The sequence below is a fragment of the Mesorhizobium sp. B2-7-2 genome (assembly GCF_006440775.1).
In the GTDB taxonomy this organism is placed as follows: domain Bacteria; phylum Pseudomonadota; class Alphaproteobacteria; order Rhizobiales; family Rhizobiaceae; genus Mesorhizobium.
Window position 1 is genome coordinate 146,210 of record NZ_VFTZ01000012.1, and the last position, 18,731, is coordinate 164,940.

Annotated in this window: 13 protein-coding genes and 2 pseudogenes; 5 read left to right on the top strand and 10 right to left on the bottom strand. The window is 57.6% G+C overall.

The features are described 5' to 3' along the window. The first annotated feature begins 1,055 nt into the window (after positions 1-1,055). From FJ425_RS18065 to FJ425_RS18075, 3 genes and pseudogenes are all read left to right on the top strand, one after another. Positions 1,056-1,727 (top strand): GNAT family N-acetyltransferase, encoded by a 672-nt coding sequence (locus FJ425_RS18065; protein WP_084015908.1) that lies wholly within the window; start codon positions 1,056-1,058, stop codon positions 1,725-1,727. A gap of 1,165 nt (positions 1,728-2,892) precedes the next feature. Next, a complete protein-coding gene (locus FJ425_RS18070; protein WP_064994204.1) occupies positions 2,893-5,022 on the top strand; it encodes a prolyl oligopeptidase family serine peptidase in 2,130 nt (709 codons plus the stop codon). Between the two features lie 727 nt (positions 5,023-5,749). Next, positions 5,750-6,365: pseudogene (locus FJ425_RS18075) on the top strand (OmpW family protein). Positions 6,366-6,724: 359 nt separating this feature from the next. Here the strand turns inward: FJ425_RS18075 and FJ425_RS18080 are convergent. Then, on the bottom strand, positions 6,725-6,943 hold the full coding sequence (locus FJ425_RS18080; protein WP_013533400.1) for a helix-turn-helix transcriptional regulator: 219 nt from the start codon (positions 6,941-6,943) through the stop codon (positions 6,725-6,727). Between the two features lie 109 nt (positions 6,944-7,052). Between FJ425_RS18080 and FJ425_RS18085 the strand changes: the two genes are divergently transcribed. After that, complete coding sequence (locus FJ425_RS18085; protein ID WP_064994205.1) at positions 7,053-7,319, top strand: DUF2285 domain-containing protein; 267 nt, start codon at positions 7,053-7,055, stop codon at positions 7,317-7,319. A 503-nt stretch (positions 7,320-7,822) separates the two neighbouring features. Here FJ425_RS18085 and FJ425_RS18090 read toward each other — a convergent pair. Together FJ425_RS18090 and FJ425_RS18095 are read right to left on the bottom strand one after the other, a co-directional pair. Then, positions 7,823-8,560, bottom strand: coding sequence for a LuxR family transcriptional regulator (locus FJ425_RS18090; protein WP_064994226.1), 738 nt, complete (start codon positions 8,558-8,560; stop codon positions 7,823-7,825). 656 nt (positions 8,561-9,216) lie between these two features. After that, the gene (locus FJ425_RS18095; protein ID WP_064994227.1) at positions 9,217-10,623 is read right to left on the bottom strand and encodes an aminotransferase; all 1,407 of its coding nucleotides are present in this window, start codon (positions 10,621-10,623) and stop codon (positions 9,217-9,219) included. 315 nt (positions 10,624-10,938) lie between these two features. On the opposite strand from FJ425_RS18095, the pseudogene FJ425_RS32075 reads away from it, so the two are divergent. Continuing rightward, positions 10,939-11,169: pseudogene (locus FJ425_RS32075) on the top strand (IS3 family transposase); the annotation flags it as partial. 486 nt (positions 11,170-11,655) lie between these two features. Here the strand turns inward: FJ425_RS32075 and FJ425_RS18100 are convergent. From FJ425_RS18100 to FJ425_RS18130, 7 genes are all read right to left on the bottom strand, one after another. Beyond that, the gene (locus tag FJ425_RS18100) at positions 11,656-13,110 is read right to left on the bottom strand and encodes a ThiF family adenylyltransferase (protein ID WP_064994206.1); all 1,455 of its coding nucleotides are present in this window, start codon (positions 13,108-13,110) and stop codon (positions 11,656-11,658) included. Continuing rightward, positions 13,107-13,529 carry an E2/UBC family protein gene (locus tag FJ425_RS18105; protein WP_064994207.1) on the bottom strand — a complete coding sequence of 141 codons (423 nt, stop codon included), beginning with the start codon at positions 13,527-13,529 and terminating at the stop codon, positions 13,107-13,109. Before FJ425_RS18105 ends, FJ425_RS18100 begins: the two co-directional genes overlap by 4 nt. After that, complete coding sequence (locus FJ425_RS18110) at positions 13,529-13,774, bottom strand: multiubiquitin domain-containing protein (RefSeq protein ID WP_064994208.1); 246 nt, start codon at positions 13,772-13,774, stop codon at positions 13,529-13,531. Before FJ425_RS18110 ends, FJ425_RS18105 begins: the two co-directional genes overlap by 1 nt. 195 nt (positions 13,775-13,969) lie before the next feature. After that, the gene (locus FJ425_RS18115) at positions 13,970-14,608 is read right to left on the bottom strand and encodes an Lrp/AsnC family transcriptional regulator (RefSeq protein WP_224655964.1); all 639 of its coding nucleotides are present in this window, start codon (positions 14,606-14,608) and stop codon (positions 13,970-13,972) included. Continuing rightward, a complete protein-coding gene (locus FJ425_RS18120) occupies positions 14,538-16,091 on the bottom strand; it encodes a fumarate hydratase (protein WP_064994210.1) in 1,554 nt (517 codons plus the stop codon). The genes FJ425_RS18115 and FJ425_RS18120 overlap by 71 nt, the downstream gene beginning before the upstream one ends. Continuing rightward, a complete protein-coding gene (locus FJ425_RS18125) occupies positions 16,088-17,521 on the bottom strand; it encodes an NAD-dependent succinate-semialdehyde dehydrogenase (protein ID WP_064994228.1) in 1,434 nt (477 codons plus the stop codon). Before FJ425_RS18125 ends, FJ425_RS18120 begins: the two co-directional genes overlap by 4 nt. 200 nt (positions 17,522-17,721) lie before the next feature. Beyond that, positions 17,722-18,648: a LysR family transcriptional regulator gene (locus FJ425_RS18130; protein ID WP_064994229.1), complete on the bottom strand. Its 927-nt coding sequence runs from the start codon at positions 18,646-18,648 to the stop codon at positions 17,722-17,724. Between the last annotated feature and the right edge of the window lie 83 nt (positions 18,649-18,731).

The window sequence follows — 18,731 nt, forward strand, 5'->3', positions numbered from 1 at the left end:
GTCAGAGCTGAGGTGTAATCGTATGATCTTTCATCGCGCCAATCAGCCCCATCGGCGCCATTCACGAGAACTGCAGGCATCATTTTGCTCCCCTGCCAGCCCCCAGGCAGGTCGAAACATCATGCCGGTTGGCAAAGCACCGGCGCAGGGGCCACCAGACCTCGACGAATGCGTTTCGTCGAAGCTGTTGCGGTCGGCACCGTTCAGGGCCGAACACGCCGGCAAATAGCGGCGACATGACCGAACCAGCGCAGCCAGCACGGCCCGAGCTGGCCAAGTGAGTTGGCTCGCCGCCAGTGGCCGGTTCCTGCGCCGCATTCCTGACGTTCCTTGAAGACCGCGTGCCGCAGCGGTGGGTTTCTAGTTGATTGTGCGCAGGTCGTCGTAGCGCCAGCGATATAAGCTTGGCCATGGAGGTCTCCTGGGGGAAGTTCCCCGCCATTGGAGACCAAGATTCACGCTAGGGCATCCTGTATAGTTGTACAGGTGAAGGCGACTGCTCAGAGGACCGAAAAACAGACCGGCGAGGCCCGCAATCGCTTCTTGGGTGGTGCTCACGCCGGGGTTTTCAGAGCGCTGTGGAATGCAGCGGCTGAGCTTCGCTTGCCCCTGGATGCCGCTGATTTCCGAGGCAGACTTGTCCCCACTGCCCTTGGTCCGGGTGTACTGTCAAGCGAAGTAAGGATTCGGCTCCTTGGGCGAAACGAAGACTGATCTCATCTGCTTGCGGTTTCGTGGTCTCGAGGCCGTCGCAAGGCCGGAGTGACGCTTTTCGCGACGTCGGGAGCTGTGACCGCGGATGGTGATCACCGAAGCGGGCGAGCAAGGCGTTTGCTGTCACGCAATCGCGAAACACAGCTGCGCGCCCACCGAGCGGTCGGAGGTGGGCCTATGCCAAGGGCGTCGTTCTCCATTTCTGCGCAAGTACGCAACCTCATTGTGTGACTTAAGATAAATCTTCGTGAAAATGGATGCGCCTCTCGGCGGGTTTTATCAGCCTTCTGCATTTCTGAAACAATATTTTTGCAGAGATTTACCAGAATTTTATCCAAGTAATGAGTATTCTTGGAATCAAGCTGCACGTTCCATCTAGGAACCATACTGCACCTTCTTTAGGTGCCCCTAACTTTAAGTTTTTAGAAACAAGGCATCTGCTTATGCACATCTTAGAAACGCCACACCTATTCCTGAGGCCGCCGTCGCATAGCGACGAGCTTCTTTTGCATGGCCTTCGTAGCGATCCGTTCGTGGTTAACGCCAGGGGTGGACTCGCTCCGACGATTGAGCAGTCGAAAGCTGCACTATTTGAGTTCATTAATCATTGGCAGAACAATCGTTTCGGCTTATGGATGCTGTTCGTCAAAGATCCAGACCAAGGCAACAAATTCGCTGGCTACTGTGGGTTGGCTCGCAGCGGCCTGTACCTTCCAGAAGATCCGAATAATGTTGAAATAGTAACTTGTCTCAACCTTGCGGCTTCGGGAAAGGGGATAGCAGTCGAGGCCGGCAGGGCGGTTGTCCAATTTGCTTTTGAATATTTAAAACTGGAGAAAGTGACTTCATTCGTTCGACCAACGAACATACGTTCGCTTCGTAAGAACATTAAGATAGGATTTTTCTATGTTCGCGACCGTATACATGACAACAATACAATGAGATATTTAGAGGTTTACCCAGAAACAGCCGTAAAAGCTGATCAATTACTTTTTTTCGATGACGCAAAATAGACTTTATGCCGAACAGTAGCGCTGCGACCGAGTCGGCATTTCGGTGTTCGCTTAACCTCGAAGGACTTGGGAACGTGCTTCATACCGACGTGTCCGCGGGCAAGCCGTTGCGAAGAACGGGTTGAATGGGATTGAGTGCTCCCGTGCAGCCTGGGCCGGCCTCTGGACCTTTTCAGCCAATGCCGGCGCTGAGCGCACCAGACCTCGATAGAGGCATTTCGTCGAACCGTGTGCCATCGGCACTGTCGAGAGTAGAAGGCGCGCGCACCACGCATCCAGGCCGTCGCATCCGCATAGCGGCAGCCACCCCGGCCTGTGCAGGCCAACGCAATTGATTTCAAGTCCGTGATCGGCTCGTGAGACCCGTGCCAGATTTTCCTTGAGGGGCAGTGGGCGCCGCGGTGGATTGCACGCTGGTTATGGGCAAGTTGTCATAGCGCTAGCGCTATAAGGTCAGTGATCGGGAGGTCTCCTGGGGGAATTTTCTCTCATGGACTCTACCGCCCCTCCTGAACCCGCGTATCGCATATCGGACGGCGGCCCGACATCACCCCAACCTGCCTTGGCGACCAGTCCACTGCATTCGCCCGAACAGCTTGCTGGCTTGATCGACAGACTTCAAGAATCCAATCAAGGGGACGGTGCAGGCCGAGATTGCGGTAGAGCTTGGGCAACCCTCAGATCGCCCAAGCGGCGTCCAATTCCTTGCCTGGCTCCGGTTTTTGCCGCCGGCGGGGTCTAAACCCACAGGTGGCAGCCGGTCTTCGTCGCTCACTCGTCCATCGCATCATGGTGGCCGCCATTGACTCGCATACGCGAAGCCTTCCGGAGCGAAGATGTCGGCGGCCAACCAAATTCCTTGTGAGCTGCACGGTGTCAGCTATCGGGCCTGAGTTGATCCGGTGATTACGCGGTGCACTCGTTGTCGCATTCGCGACGATGTCTGACATCTGACACGGCGCTGTCAGAGCGATCGCATTGTTCCGTAAGGGCTTCCGAGTTGGCACGAGAGCTGCGGTCCTATGTGCAGGAGCACTGCGACGCCACCGGTTGGGAAGAACTCATCCATGATCACGCTTTTCGAACATGCGGACACCGCCGCAAACATTGGGCCGTCTCGAGCGGACGAGAGCCCTTCCGCTTTCATTTCTCAGGTCTTTCGGTCATGAGCGAATTCGATTTTCGCCCAACGCTGAATGCGCCCGACGATGACCCCCATCTTTGGCTCGAAGATGTAGAAGGCGAACGGGCACTTGCGTGGACCGCCAGCCAGTCGGCAAAGACCCTGAAGCACTTCGCGGGAACGCAGTTCGAGCGCGACCGGGCGGCGCTTAGAGTGATGTTCGACCGTTTCGACAGGATTCCGCTCGTCACGCGCCGCGGTCAGTACCTCTATAATTTCTGGCAAGATGCCGGAAACCCGCGCGGGTTGTGGCGCCGGACCACCCTTGCCGCTTACATGAATGCGGATCCCCAGTGGGAGCTACTGGTCGATCTGGACGCCCTGGCCGCTAGCGACGGAGAAGACTGGGTCTGGGGCGGCGCGTCGATCGAGCCTGAGACGCGCGAAAGAGCCGTCTTGCGCCTGTCGCGCGGGGGCAGCGACGCGGTCGTGCATCGCGAATTCGACCTTAGCTCTTTGAGCATTGTCGCCGACGGGTTCAATCTCCCAGAGGCCAAGGGCGGGATAAATTGGCTCGACCCTGACACGCTTCTGCTTTTCAGTGCGCTTGGTCATGACATGGCCACCCGTTCCGGCTTCGCGCGGGCCGTGCGGTTGTGGAAGCGTGGCGCCGATCCCCTCACCGCGCCGGTAATCTTCAAGACGGGTTCCGAATCCCTAAGCGTGTCTGGTCATCTGGACCGCACGGTCGAGAACGAGCGCCTTTGGTTCATCGAGAATACTGGCTTCTTCAAGCAGATAGTCCAAATCGGCGACAGGAGCGGGCCGAAGCTTGAGATCAACCTTCCTCGGGATGCCTGGTGGGCCAGCTTCGGTGATTGGCTGGCGGTAAAGCCGCGCAAGCCCTGGACAGTGAGAGGGACCACCCATCCCGCGGACGCGCTGATCGGCATCTCGCTTTCTTCTTTCATCGGTGGCGAACGCCGTTTCAGCACCCTGTTTGAACCGGGCGAGAGGCGCTGTCTGCAGTCATTCTTCTGGAATGACGGGAAGCTCATTGTCGCCTACCTCGAGAACCTCGCTCCGCGTTTCGAGGTGTTCACCCCGGGTCGCCAGGAATGGACGCGCCGAGCCCTGGACACGGTGCCCGCGCAAGGGACCGTCCACCTCTGGTCCCTCGATGCGGCAGATCACGAGACCAATGGAGAGGTCCTCGTTTCGGCTCAGGACCCGATCACACCGTCGCAACTGCTCCTACTCGATCTCAATGATGCGCCGCCTCTTGGCGCTCCAGTGGTCCTGAAGCGCAGCCCGGAGAATTTCGACGCATCCGGACTGGTGGTCACGCGCCACGAGGCAGTCTCGATCGATGATGAATTGATTCCCTATATGCAGGTCGGTCCGGCGAACGGGAACGGAGATGCCCCGGTTCACCTTTCCGCGTATGGCGGGTTCGGCATATCGCTCCTGCCCCACTACAACTCCTCGCTCGGCAAGCTGTGGCTCGAACGCGGCGGCACGTGTGTGGTGGCAAATATCCGCGGGGGCGGCGAGTTCGGCACCCGCTGGCACGATGCCGGACGGAGGGAGGGCAAGCGTCTCGCCCATGACGATTTCGCTGCCGTAGCAGCCGACCTCGTACGAAGGGGCATCACACTACCGAGGCGGATTGCCGCTGAGGGCGGCTCGAATGGCGGCCTGCTGATCGCCAACATGCTTACTCGCTATCCCGAGCATTTCGGCGCGCTGTTCTGCACGGTTCCGCTTATCGACATGCGCCGCTACACCAAGCTCCTGGCCGGCGCGAGCTGGATCGACGAATATGGCGATCCGGACAAGGCTGAGGATTGGGCTTTCCTGAAGGAAATCTCCGCCTATCACGCCGCCACGCCGGGACAGCCCTATCCGCCGATCCTGCTCGCCACCACGAAGCGTGACGACCGCGTTCACCCGGGCCACGCGCGCAAGATGGCCGCAAAGCTGCAGGCCCTCGGCTATCCGGCTTATTTCTACGAGCCCGTCGCAGGCGGGCACGGGCACGGTAAAGACAATCGGGAGCGCGCTGGATTCATTAGTCTTGGCATCAATTTCCTTCGCAGCGCGATCGGCTGGCACGCCGATAGCTTTCACAAAGGATCGGGAGCTCGGGGAGAGCGAACTTCGGATGACTGAGTACAGGTCGAGGGGTGCGGCAAAGGTGCAAAATAATGCGAGCACGGTTTGCGCAAATGCGCCCCCGTACGCTGTCGACCTCAATCAATACTGCAGGACTATCGCAGTCTACCATTTTCTGAAGAGCAAGGAGCAATATCATGGGATCAAATAAATGAAACTGGCGCAGGGAGTAGTAACGGCCGTTGTCCTGATGCTGCTGGCACAGCAGGTTGTCGCGACGAGTCATCCACAAGTACCTGCGCCTCCCCGCCTCCCCCGTCCCGTTGCGCTTACCCGTGCCCGTCTACGACACCAATCTAGGAGTCAAGCTCTTGGCATATCCGCCTGCGCTCCTCGGGGGACCACATTCGGCTAGGTTAATACGGTGCCTATCCGGTTGCTTCTGCGGGACCAGCCCGGGCGGGCACAGCTACGGCAGGAATCCGACCCGGGCGCGTTCATTGGCTTAGGCGACATTTTGCTTGGCGGCGCGATCGGCTGGCACGCCGGTAACGTGTATGGACGACCGGGAGCACGACGAAAGCAAGCACGAACGAAGGAGCACAGGTCGAGGACTGCGACAAAAGCAATAACGCGATCACAGTTGGTCAGAATGCGCGCACAGCTCCATCTATCTTAATCAAATAGACTAGTTGCATGATAATTCGTTAGTTCTGAAGAGCAAGAGATATCAGTCAACAAAGCGAATGAACCTGCGCGGGCAGCAACAGCGGCTGTCGTCCTGATGCTGATCGGACAGCAGGCGGTCGCGTCAGACCTTCCAGAACCGTGCGGCCCCGACGAGGGTCCTTCGGTCGCGGAATGGCCAAGCCCTGGCAGATCCGCCTGCGCGCTTTGGGGGTCATCACTGGGGATTCGGGCTACGTCAATGGGGTGTCTGGCTCCGGTCTTTCCTATTCGAACACGGTGACGCCTGAACTCGATATTCTCGGACAACGTCGCCGCCGAACCCATACTCGGCGCCACCTTTGCCAACATCAATGGCCAAGGCTCGATGGGGCTAGGCAAGGTTGGTAAGGTTTGGCTGCTGCCGCCCACGCTCACATTCCAGTATCATTTTACCGATTTCGGCGCCTTCAAGCCCTATGTCGGCGCCGGCGTGAACTATACGATCCTTTATCAAGGCCGGCAGCGCCGATGATCTCAAGGTCAAGAACACCTTCGGCACCGCGCTGCAGGTCGGGTTCGACTACAAGCTCGACCAGCACTGGGGCGTCAACTTCGACGTGAAGAAGCTTTTCCTGAAGCCGGACTTCGAAGTCACCGTGGCCGGTAACAGCCAGACGGGCAAGGCGGAGCTCGATCCCTGGCTGATCGGCGCAGGTGTCACGTACCGATGATACCGCGGCCTCGTGAGCGCTTTGAGCCAACGGGCCCCCTCAGGCGCCCGTTAGCGTTCCCCCTTCCTCGGGTTAGTTTCAGTTTCCCGTGACGACTTCTGCAGAACGCCCAGCACAAGGACGCCTGTCGAGGTACGCGATCAGCATGCGTCGCGCCCACCTTTGATCAGAACGTCGTAACCTCGACTGTAACGTCGTAGCGCTGGTTCTCTCAGTCACCTTGCCCGCGAGCCCCGCCGAACACTCATCGGCAAAGGGCTGGCGGCGATAGCTGGTCGCCCCGGGGGAGATCGGACCTCCAGTGAGAGCCAGTGAGCGCCGTCAGGCGCTGGCTCCTAGTAATTACATGAACCGCCACTTCAGGCCTGTTTGTCGGGCCGTACCAGATCCATGTGGCTGACGCCGAGCGCCAACGCCAGTTCATAGATCGTGATGATCGTCGGATTTCTTCGGCCCTTCTCCAAACCGCTGATGTACTGCTGGCTGAAGCCGGAAATGTCGGCAAGCTGCTCCTGGGTCAGACGCTTCCTTTGCCTGATCCGCTGCACATTCCGTCCGATCAACTTGCGCATATCCATGCACGCAAGCCACCGGATCAGGCGACTTGAGTTTATCAACTATAATATGTAATTCACATTTTGCCGGGAGAGAAGTCGCCGAGGCGATCATCTGGAGCTAGGATCAGCAATGTTACAGCCTAAATCGGACATGGCGATTACCGACGAAGTGCCCTGGTCAGACGGCATCACAGCCTACGACAAGGAGCACTTTACAACCTACATGAGGCTCCTCGATGCATCCGGCGACGATGCTAGCGAAGAGGAAATGGCACATCTGATCCTCGGCATTGATCCGAGACGAGAACCGGAGCGTGCGAGGAAGGCTGTTCGCAGTCATCTCGACCGTGCAAACTGGGTGATGACAAGCGGGTACAAGGAATTGTTCGACAGCTGAGAAATTGCGCAGTGCTCGCCCAGTGGCCGCCACTGCTTCGGCTACAGCCCCCTCCTCGGCGCCTGATGAGGCATCCAGGAACGGCCAACGGCAGCCTCAATTCGGTTCATGGGCATCGGTTTTGGCCGGTTGGGGGTCTGATGCGACAAAAGGAATCGCGTTCCGTTTGGATGGGCAGTAGCCACAGCAGCACGTCATCGAGTGCCGCTCCTCCCACGAGTAACAACTGTGTAGGTTTTCGGCGAAGCTGGATGTTCAAATACCGGGCGCCCGCCACGGTTGACGCTTGACGTCAGCAGTATGGGGCGAGCTATTCTCATAGCCATGCAACGCGGACTAGCGTCGGAACGAGACGCCGACTGAGCCCTTTGAGTGCAAAGTGTGACGGGAATATACGACTGCATCGCGCCTGACTGCGCCGGGCGGCAAAGGGACTCAGCATCCCTTCGCCGCTGTTAAAATGCTGCGACCGATGACCCGAGCACAGCGGACCAAAGAGCTACTCAGAGGATCGAGCTCCCTTGGGACCCCAAAAGGGCTATGGCTTGATTTTGCGTGCGCACGCCCAGCTTCTTCTTGGCATTCTCCAAATGGAATGCGATGGTGCGCGGCTTAATGCCCAAGATGCGGCCGGTTACCCAGGCCGAATTGCCGCGCGCTGCCGACCGCAGGCACATATATTCGCGCGATGTCAGCAAGATCCCATCCACGGTTCGATCGCCCGGCAGTTTGCGGCGAACGCAGCGATGAAAGCAGGTGGCCATCAGCTGAAGAGCTTGTTCGTACCGCTCGATGACCCGAAGAAATACTGGACGAGGCTCATCGGCGGCGAACGTAACCGCGGCAGTGCGGCCTCGTAGATCGACGATTGGGATCGTCAATCCGCAGCGGATGCTGAATCGGGCCGCCTCATCAAATAGCTGCTGTTGAGCCGGCGACATCTTACCGCCCCACAAATCCGATCCCCATTGAAACGGGCGGCCGCCATTTCGAGCACGCAAGATGACAGGATCGAGCTTCTCATACTGATTTTCCAGATACTGCATGGCCCAGCGAGGTGGGTAATTCGAAATTAGCCTTGGCTTGCCGGAAGGCAGTGATGGCAAAGACAGGTACGCAAAAGAGAGTAGGTCAAATCTTGCCGCCGCCTCAGCCAAGGCTTCCCGGAAATCTGCTTCATCGACACTCTGTGACAGTCTTTCAAGGAATGTCTCGAAAACAAGTGGCATGTCCCTCGTCATAGTCGCGCTCGCTTCTTCCTCTTTCTGCACGCCTCCCGGCCGCCGCGTGCATGGCCGGACAACTGTCATTGACTTCGCAGGCGTCTCGGAGCTGATCAGCAGATATGGCCACACTGGGTTTGAGGTGTGAGAATTCACCGCCGCGATTGTTCTGCTGCAATCGATGATTGAGGACGATATCTTCGGCGTGGCCGCTCCGTTGAATGGTGGGGATGGCGCGCTGCAATGGTGTAAAGTCGCGTCTAAGTTTCGATCTGCATCCTAATACGCAAATCATCTTTGAACGCCTGATTTCCGGCCGCCCTTAATGATGGTGATGGGGTGAATCAAAAAGGGCGCCCTGCCGGCGGGGAGGTACACCGGCAGGGCGCGCCGCACAAAGGCCCTGGTTGTTGGGGGACAGGACAGTGGCGGCAGAACTGGTCGGTTACAACTTGCGAGTAAAGTGGTCCGGAGCATGCTCAGGATCAGATGTCTTGAATTCAACTATTTGGTTTGCTCGGCGCAACAGAATGCAGTCAAGCCAGCATCACCCAAGGACGGCCCCTGACGCAGCCGGATCTTTACGACTGGTCCGTGCAGAGTTTTCATGGGATGATATGACAGCATTCTGGCACATGGTCACGCCAGTGCTCAATCCCGTCGCCTTTGGAAGATCATACGGCACCCTCAGCCTTCAGCGCGCGATATGTGGCATCGACTGATTTCGCGGTCGCACCGACGATGATGTCGATCTCTTTTCGGGTAATGATCAGAGGTGGCGCATAGCCGAGGATGTCGCCATGCGGCATGGCCCGTCCGATCACACCATTTTCAAACAGAGCAGCTGCAGTGCGCACCCCGACCTGAAGGTCAGGATCGAATGGTATCCTTTGTTTCGGGTCCCGCATCATCTCTACCGCGGATAGGATACCCACTCCGCGAACTTCGCCGACGATGGGATGTCCCGCCAGTTCGGCTTTCATGCGGGCCTGCCAGTACGGTCCGACATCCTTCACATGTTCCAGGATGTTTCTTTCTTTTAGCAGTCGAATATTGGCAAGCGCGGCCGCAGCACAAAGCGTGTGACCGGAATATGTCCATCCATGGCCAAGTGCGCCGTGCTTCTCAGTTCCTTGTTCCAAAACCGACCAGACTCGGTCGCCAATGATCGACCCGGAGATGGGGAGGTAGGCGGAACTCAGCCCCTTGGCGATGGTCACGAAATCCGGACGCATGTTATACAGGTGAGAACCGAACTTCTCGCCGGTCCGCCCGAAGCCGCAGACCACTTCATCAGCGATCAGAAGGATATCGTACTTATCGAGCACCGCTTGAATGGCCGTCCAGTACCCTGTGGGGGGCGGCACAATACCTCCTGTCCCAAGTACCGGCTCTCCGATAAAGGCTGCAACCGTTTCTGGTCCTTCAGCCAGGATCAAGGCTTCAAGCTCATCGGCACAGCGCCGGGAGAAAGCTTCCTCGCTCTCCTCGATGCGCGCCTGGCGGTAGTAGTGTGGCGTGGTGGTATGGCGCACCAAATCCAGAGGCAGGTCGAAGAAATTGTGAAAAAACGGAAGGCCGGTCAGGCTACCGGTGACCAGCCCAGATCCGTGATAGCCGCGATTTCGCGAGATGATCTTTTTCTTTTCGGGCCGGGCGAGGATATTATTATAGTACCAGACCAGCTTGATGTTGGTTTCGTTAGCGTCGGAACCAGAGAGGCCAAAATAGACCCTTCGCATGTTCTGACCGAAATACTCGACCACGGCCTCTGCCAAAAGGGCGACCGGCTCCGTACCTTGGCTGGCATAGACGTGTGCGAACGGCAATTCGTGCGCTTGCCTGGCAATAGCCTCGGCGATCTCCGTGCATCCATAACCCATATTCACGCAGTAGAGGCCTCCGAAACCGTCGAGGCTCCTTCGGCCTTCGGTGTCCCAGATATAAACGCCTTCCGCACCGGCCATGATCCTATTTGGCGTTTCGCCTCGGCTGTGCTTGGCCAGATGCGTAGAAGGATGAAAGACGAAGCTTCTATCCTTCTCCCGGAGTTGCTCGGTTCCCAGATTGCTCAAGCGCATGTCCCTCTCCTCGCGATACAATGGCGGGGGCATTTGGCCGGCCAGCTCATTGGCAAGCAGTATACCGGAAACACCGCTGGAATTTCGCGGGAATGGATGTTTTTTGCAGACGAATTCGCGGAATCGGGATCAGATGCCGTGGAAATCAACTGAGCTGGTGTACCTTTGCCTGGACTGGGCCCGTTTGGACCGGACAGTCGGCTAATGTGGGAGGCTTAGATATACTCAAGCACAGGCGGCTGACGAATATCGACGGATTGAATTGCAGCGGCTGCGGTGGGATCTGACGAATCTTTGGAGTTCAGAAGTGCGGGGCTTGAAGAGCACGTTCGCGACCTCGAGCGGCTTCCCGGCCGCAAGACCATGCAAGTGGAGATCCTCAAGGACGCGCTGGCCGGGTCGGACTCAAAATAAACCGACTTGCGGCGCTTGTTGCAGCCGAGGGACAGTTCCCGATGAAGGCCGTTGCCGAGACCCGCGGTGGCGCGGCCCATCTCCATGACAAGGGTGCGTCGCCCGGTGAAGCCGCGCGGGCCTTACCGCAAACGCGTCCGCGGCTCCAGGACCCACTCTAGAGATTTCTTGCGTATATGTCTGGTCGGGCTCGCCAAGGCTCGACACCGGTGTCTTCACACCAATAGACTTTCCCGTCGCTGAGCCAGAAATGGCTTAGGCATCCTTTGGTTCTCCAAACGGAGGGATGCAACGTTGGCCGGCCCTCCACGCTCACCTCAATGCGCCACCTGGGGTTATGTGGCGCGTGGGTTGGCAATGAAACCACATCGCCACACCCACAGGGACACCTAAAGAGTGCCCAGTATGGTCGGCCTTTATGCACGACGCTTATGAACTGTCCCGGCCGAACCGCGTCATTCGGCGGCGTTTTTTCAACCACATCATTGCGAGCGAAAGATACGTCCGCGAGCGATGCCTCAGAAGGAACTCGGTCCGCCGGTGTTTTTGGACCACGTGGACCGAGAATGATTTCCTCTGCCCACCGTAGGAAACTTAACAACCAAGACCACATGCGAATCAACACAGCTTGCCGAGTGACGGCATACCGAGCCGGTAGCCATTCTCGCGTGCGAGCAATAAACCGTCTGGACCGCAGCAAAAACAACCAGCGTTGTCTTTTGGCATATTGCTGTAAATTACCATGTGCACGAAATCGTACCATATATTGTCGCGGCGAATGTCGCTCGCAAGCCGCCGATAGGGGCGCACCAGATCAAACAAGGTCGCTACGGCCATGTCGGCGGTCGCACTGGTGAAGGGACCTACTCCGGGCGCCCGCTCCCCGCCCCCGATCAGATAATACTCTTCCCGGAGCGTCTCTGGATCCAGCTCCGCCAGCTCCGGACGCGCCTTCAGTGCACTCTCGTAATCGAGCTTTTCCTCGGTGACGACGCCTTGGCATCTTAAGCACCCACCAGATTCGGGAAGAACTGTGCTAACCCGCCCTCTATGATCACGTAGGTACGGCTGACGGTCCTGGTCAAGACCAATATTGCCTGTGAGCCCGCAGTCGATGAGTCCTTGGCAGTAATAGTAAACCGCCTGATTGAGAATTTCTCTCCCAGCGACATCATCAGTACAACCGAACACCAAGTCGGCGCTGGAAATGGCATCGACCGCTTCTGGAGACTCGTTCACATACCCCTCAATGGCAACGACAGTCACTCTCAGGCCCAGATCCCGAACATATCGGGCTAACGTAGCAGCTTTGCTCTCGCCTACATCGCAGCGGCGATATCCGCGAACGCGGTTGAGATTGCTAGCTTCGAGCAAATCGCCGTCTACAATGATGAGTTCGCCTACACCCGCGCGAGCGATAAGTGTGGCGACTGAAGACCCTGTTCCCCCTCCTCCGACGATTGCTACGCGCAACGATCTGAGCTTCTCGTTGAATGGTTCGCCAAATGCAGCTTCTTGTCGCTTTAGCACTTCCGATGGTGCAGCATCGACCTTCTTGCCGATGTGAACTGACAGCTGCGTCCCGAGCACACACACATGCCGGACGTCAGCCACTCCGTGAGGGGCCGCACCCGTCCGAACTCTGGCACGCCAATGTCCGTCGGCCAAAATCATCGCGACAAGTGATACCTCAGGGCCATTGCAGCCAGCGTATCCCCTCAGAATGCTTTGTTCGTTCTGATCATCCTTCGTCGAGAAATCCAGAGCGCCCCTTGGGTGACTGTGGACAAACCCCAGCTCAAGCCGCTCCTGCTCGCAGCGAAAGTAGATATCTTGGAACTTGCGGAGATTGATGCGCAAGTGCACCGGGGAGCTGTCCAGCACCCAGTCGCCATCCATCTCAATCGCGTCAACGGCCACAAAACGCGTTGACGGCGGCAGACCCAGTACGGTTCTCTCAATTTTGCGGAAGAGGACGAGCGCGCCCCGCTCGTCACGGTCGGGGTGCCCGGTCAACCAGCTCTTGAGCCTATCGTCGAGGGAACCGATAATCGAAATCCGATATCCGTTCATGAACGCCTCGCGTCCGGGTACTTAAACGCCCATGAGATCCGGTCCATAATTGTCTGGACGTCGTCGACCTTTGGCTTCCAGGCATTTTTATGCCAGTGTCTGGACCACCGGCAAAACACTGTCGCCTTGTGCGTACGCGAATCCTCATTGGAACCAGGTCCGCCAGTATTTGGTATTGGCTTGCCGTCAGCCCGGTGAAGTCGTGGGTGAACCCAGAACATGTCCCCACCCGAGCTATTGTAATTCTGCGGAATCTCATACAACACATCGACAGCGTTTGCAGATTTTGCATCTGCCAGGTAAACCCCTTTCGGCAGCGGAAATCTTTTGAATATTAGGAAACGGGCGCCCTCCTCTTCTTCAAAATTGACGCCGGCTTTGTGGAGTGTCTCGTAATCAGAATCGAACAACAGGGGCATTATTCAATTCCGGCTTCGGAACTTGCATCCTGCGCGTAGAACTTTTCGATCCCCGGTGGCAGCAAGTCGATCGGGTCCTCGTGCCCAACTAACTGGCCAGGCTGGCCTGGCCTTTTCACATAAAGGTCCATGCTATCCGGTATGCCAGGGCCTACGCCTCGCACCTCGGCGCCGGTTATGAACCGGTTGTCCCAATCGTAATTTTCGTTTTCGATTTTGAACTTGAACTTCTCTTTGGCAGCCATGGATCCGTCTCTCGCAGTTGCTTGGTTTCAAGATATCTCAGGCGCGCACATCCCTCTTCTCCCGTTGATTACGGGCAGGCTCGACCAGTTGCCTCTTATACGGGAAGCGCTCCTTCGGGTTTCACGGGAATGCGCGTGTTTCGCCACGGAATTCGCGGAATGGAGGTCCAAACCCGCGGAATCAGGCCTGGGCGTCTACCGCTGTCTTAGTGAGGACAAGGGGATCGGTGCATTCGATTTCACAGGTTTGGTCACCACAAGGCTGTAATATTGATCAATCCCCAGCCCTGCCTGCAGCAGCCCCTCCATAAAATCTTGATAGGTAGCCATGGAAAGTGTTGCGACGCGCATCAGATAATCGATCCTTCCCCCAATTGCCCAGCAATCCAAGATTTCGGGAAAATCTTGGATCGCGACCTCGAAGTGTCTTTGGTCCTCAAGGCGATGACGGTCCAGCACGACCTCCACCATTACAAAGACCATGCCGCCAATGAGGGCTGGACTGAGCCGTGCGTAGAATCCCTCAATAATTCCTTCGGCCTCGAGTGCACGGAGACGTTCCGAGCAAGCCGACGCCGAAAGATGGACGCGCTTCGCAAGCTCGCTTTTTGAAATCCTACCGTCTGACTGAATCGCTGAAAGAATGCGGATATCCCAGGCGTCCAGGCGCAGAGGATTGGGTTTTGCCTTCATGACTTCAGCTCTTATGCCGTTGCCGACACTGGAATTGGGTTGGAACGACCGGCTCTTGGTCACGAAGGGTTCAAACGCCGATGTTGCGTGCGATGCTGTCCGCAGCCATGCGCTTTCGCCACTCAAGAGGTCCGGAATCATGAATGGAGTTTCCCTCGACATCGACAGCTGCGATGACAGGCATGTCCTTCACCTCGAATTCATAGACAGCTTCCATGCCAAGGTCTTCGAAGGCCACAAGCCGCGCTGACTTAATTGATTTTGAGATCAGGTAGGCAGCCCCTCCCACCGCGATGAGATACGGCGTTTTGTATCTTGCAATCGACTGTATTGCCGCCCGCCCTCTCTCCGCTTTGCCCACCATCGCGAAAAGCCCGGTTTCGGCTAGTACCTTTTCCGTAAAATCGTCCATTCGGCTGGAGGTCGTTGGCCCAGCCGGTCCGACGACTTCATCTCCCACCGCGCGGACGGGTCCAACGTAGTAGATAACGCGTCCCTGCAGATCGAACGGAAGCGGCTTGCCGGCGTCGATCAACTCGACGATCCGCTTGTGGGCTGCGTCACGGCCCGTCAGCATCGTTCCGGATAAAAGGAGGGTTTCCCCGCAGCGCCACGATGCTGTCTCTTCCTTCGCCAGCGTATCAAGATTGATCCTGCGTACGCCGGCTGGCCTCAATTCGTCCGTTCCAATTTCGGGCCATTCGCTCAGATCGGGCGGCTGGAGTCGGATGGGTCCATAGCCGTCCAAAGTAAACTTCAGGTGCCGGTTGGCGGCACATTGCGGGATGAGGGCAACGGGCTTGGACGCCGCATGAGTAGGATAGGTCGCAACCTTGACGTCAACGACTGTCGTCAGACCACCAAGGCCTTGGGCCCCAATACCAAGCGCGTTGATCCGCTCATAAAGCTCAATCCGCAGCCCCTCCTCTGGGCTGGACGCTCCCCTGGCAATCAGTTCCACCATATCGATGGGCTCGTTCATGGCCTCTTTGGCCAGCAGCATCGCCTTTTCAGCGCTACCACCGACGCCAACAGAGATCAGGCCGGGGGGGCACCATCCGCTGCCGAGGGTCGCCACCGTGTCGACCACCCAATCGGCAACGGATGCGCTTGGGTTCAGAGTGGTGAAACGGGCCTTGTTCTCCGAACCGCCGCCTTTTGCCGCAATGGTGATCTCAATCTTGTTACCTTGCACAAGGTCAACGTGGACGACTGCCGGCGTGTTGTCACGGGTGTTCATCCGTCGGGCAAGCGGATCGGCAACAATTGATGCCCGAAGCGGATTGTCCGGGTCGAGATATGCCTGACGGACACCGTCATTCACGAGGTCTGCGAAACTGGCTGCTGAGTTGATGCGGACGTCCATACCGACCTTGGCGAAGCACACCACAAGACCGGTGTCCTGGCACATCGGCCGCCGTCCGAAGGCCGCCATGCGGGAATTAGCCAGGATCTGTCCGATGGCATTCTTCGCCGCTCGACTCTGTTCACTCACGTAGGCCTGCGAAAGAGACCGGATGTAATCTGGAGGATGGTAATACGAGATGTACTGAAGGGCGTCGGCAACGCTCCTTGTGATATCCTTGCCGGCGATGGTCCGTGTTCTACTTCCCACCGATTTCATCCAAATGAGCTGAGACCGTTGACCATTTTGAGGATTTGGAAGCTTCGCACCCCCTGTTCGCCGCCTTCATATCCGTAGCCACTCTGCTTGACTCCCCCATAGGGCGCGTCTGCCGAGACCCCTTTCAGGTAATTCACACTGACAGCGCCTGCCGAAAGGCCATTAATCAGCTTTCGCTGCGTATTGGCAGCGTCCGTGAAGAAATAAGCGGCCAAGCCATAATCGGTGGCGTTGGCCTCCTCAATCGCCTCCTCGAGCGCATCGAACGGCGCCACAGTGAGGATCGGTCCGAACGGCTCTTCATGAAGCACTCTCGCTTCCTTCGGTACGGCCGTCAGGATGGTTGGCGGCCAGTAAAAGCCCGGTCGGTCAAGGCGGGCGCCACCGGTTTGGATGCGGGCGCCTCGTTCGACCGCATCCTTGGTCAGGCGCTGCATTGCTTCTATTCGCCGGGCGTTCGCCATCGGACCCATGTCCGTTGCAGCGTCGTCTGGTAGGCCGATCCTGATCTTGCGGACCGCCTCCGTCATCCGGGACAGAAATTCCTCATAGAGGGACCGCGCGACAAGAATCCTGCTGGGCGCATTGCAGCTCTGGCCCGCGCACTCGAACTTGTATTCCGAAATAGCCGGTACGGCCTTTGCCAGGTCGGCATCCTCGCACACAATAACCGGGGAGTGCCCACCGAGTTCGAGGATGCAGCGCTGCAAATTATTCGCCGCGAGCATGGCCAGCTGTTTTCCAACAGCGGTTGAACCGGTGAAAGTTAAAACCTTCACGATTGGCGAACTGAGCAAATGCCGCGATATATGCACCGGCACACCGAAGACCAGATTGACCACGCCGTCCGGAACGCCTGCTTGGCGCAACGATTCAACAATATGGACTGCCACGCTCGGTGTCTCTTCAGCCCCTTTGAGGATCACCGGGCAGCCTGCCGCAAGCGCAGGGGCGAGCTTGCGGGCGATGAGAACGGCCGGATAGTTCCAAGGGGTAAAGGCAGCAACGACGCCAAGGGGCTCCGGGACGACCATCCGGTTCGGACCCATCGGAATCGGGGTCGACAGCTCCTCGGCATGTCTGCCGTTCCATTCCAGCGTTTCGACAGCGCGCACATACTCACCTGTCGCTTCGGCAATCGTCTTTCCCTGTTCGGCCGACAGGTCCCTGGCCGCGGCTCCAGCCCTCTCTGCTAGAATCCTGGCGGCTGCTACGAGGATCTCGCCACGATGTTTGGCTGGCCGCGAGGACCACGCCTTGCGGCTCCGTTCTGTCGAAGCGAGAGCCTCATCCAAATCCGACACGGTCGCCGAGGCCACCGAAGCAAATACCTTCTCCGTCGCCGGATTAACCACCGGCAATGTGGCTCTGCTACCGCCGGCTCGCCATTTGCCGTTGATAAAGAGGTGGTGGCTCCTAGCGTCGGACATCGCGCGCTCCACTTAGTGAAATATTCATGCCATACAAGCGCCGTTCGATGTCAAAAACACTGAACTCGCTTGAGCCAGTTTCATCGCGATGGTCGCGGAGGGTCAAATATCGATTAGTGCCGAAATCCATCTGGAATCCAGATCGATCTGATGTTGATGGCGGGAAGCGGTCATGTCCCAGCTTCGTAGTTGAACGGTTATCAGGTCGGCTCAGCAGCCACTGCAGCCCAGCCGCGGCTCTCAATCAGTTCTCTGGCCACATTGGTGATGAGCTTACGTACCGCGCAAACGGATGCAGAACGCTCATCTTTCGGATTCACAGCAAGCACGACGGATCGGGTAATCGCCGGATCAACGATCTTGACGGTCCGGACCAGCCCTTGAGAGGCTTCTTTCTGAACCGCGGACGGAGCGAGAATAGAATAAGCCTTTCCGTCTATAACCATGTTGATGATCGTTGAGAGCGAGTCCACTTCAAACTTGACGTCCAGCGCGCAACCGTGTTGTGCGACGACGTCAGCGACTGAACGTCTGACGTTATTGCTGCGCATGGGGACCGCGAGCGGGAATGCATGCAGGTCAGCAAGAGATATAGCATCTTCGAAGGGTGGCTCACCGGACGGAACCACCAGACAAAGGTTTTCGCGCGCTAGCACCGTCATCCGCCCTACACTGTCCGCGGTGCGGTAGAGAACCGCCAGATTGAAGCGTCCAGCAGCCATCCACTCCTCTAGCGGTCCAGTCATACCCTCCACCATTTTGAGGGACACCTTGGGCAATTCGTTCCTCACTGCCTCAAGCAGCGGCCCGCTCAGAACGCGAGCCGCTCCAGATGGAATGCCCATAGTTACCTCCCCGGCAGGGGAAGAAGCTGTGTTGGTCAATTCCACCTCAGTAAGTCGAATTTCTTTGAGGATCGCCCGTGCCCGCTCGAGCAATTTGGCTCCTGACGCTGTGACGCTCACGCCAGTCCTGTCACGTATCAGCAGCTGAGTCCCGAAGCCTTCCTCCAGTTGACGCACATGCAGGCTTAGCGCGCTTTGGGCGACATTAAGGAAGCCCGCGGCTTTCGTGAAACTGCCTGCTTCGACCACGCCGACGAAGTATCTTAATTGTCTGATTTCCACGGGTACTCTTCCGAGGGCGAACTCCAATTTCGGCAATCTATCTCGAAATGCGATGGCGCGACAGCAATAATTGTGCCACGGCG

Bases quoted from the DNA above. Each gene is read 5' to 3' on its own strand.
- FJ425_RS18065 (WP_084015908.1), top strand. From the start codon at position 1,056: ATGAGTATTCTTGGAATCAAGCTGCACGTTCCATCTAGGAACCATACT.
- FJ425_RS18070 (WP_064994204.1), top strand. From the start codon at position 2,893: ATGAGCGAATTCGATTTTCGCCCAACGCTGAATGCGCCCGACGATGAC.
- FJ425_RS18080 (WP_013533400.1), bottom strand. From the start codon at position 6,943: ATGGATATGCGCAAGTTGATCGGACGGAATGTGCAGCGGATCAGGCAA.
- FJ425_RS18085 (WP_064994205.1), top strand. From the start codon at position 7,053: ATGTTACAGCCTAAATCGGACATGGCGATTACCGACGAAGTGCCCTGG.
- FJ425_RS18090 (WP_064994226.1), bottom strand. From the start codon at position 8,560: ATGACGAGGGACATGCCACTTGTTTTCGAGACATTCCTTGAAAGACTG.
- FJ425_RS18095 (WP_064994227.1), bottom strand. From the start codon at position 10,623: ATGCGCTTGAGCAATCTGGGAACCGAGCAACTCCGGGAGAAGGATAGA.
- FJ425_RS18100 (WP_064994206.1), bottom strand. From the start codon at position 13,110: ATGAACGGATATCGGATTTCGATTATCGGTTCCCTCGACGATAGGCTC.
- FJ425_RS18105 (WP_064994207.1), bottom strand. From the start codon at position 13,529: ATGCCCCTGTTGTTCGATTCTGATTACGAGACACTCCACAAAGCCGGC.
- FJ425_RS18110 (WP_064994208.1), bottom strand. From the start codon at position 13,774: ATGGCTGCCAAAGAGAAGTTCAAGTTCAAAATCGAAAACGAAAATTAC.
- FJ425_RS18115 (WP_224655964.1), bottom strand. From the start codon at position 14,608: ATGATTCCGGACCTCTTGAGTGGCGAAAGCGCATGGCTGCGGACAGCA.
- FJ425_RS18120 (WP_064994210.1), bottom strand. From the start codon at position 16,091: ATGAAATCGGTGGGAAGTAGAACACGGACCATCGCCGGCAAGGATATC.
- FJ425_RS18125 (WP_064994228.1), bottom strand. From the start codon at position 17,521: ATGTCCGACGCTAGGAGCCACCACCTCTTTATCAACGGCAAATGGCGA.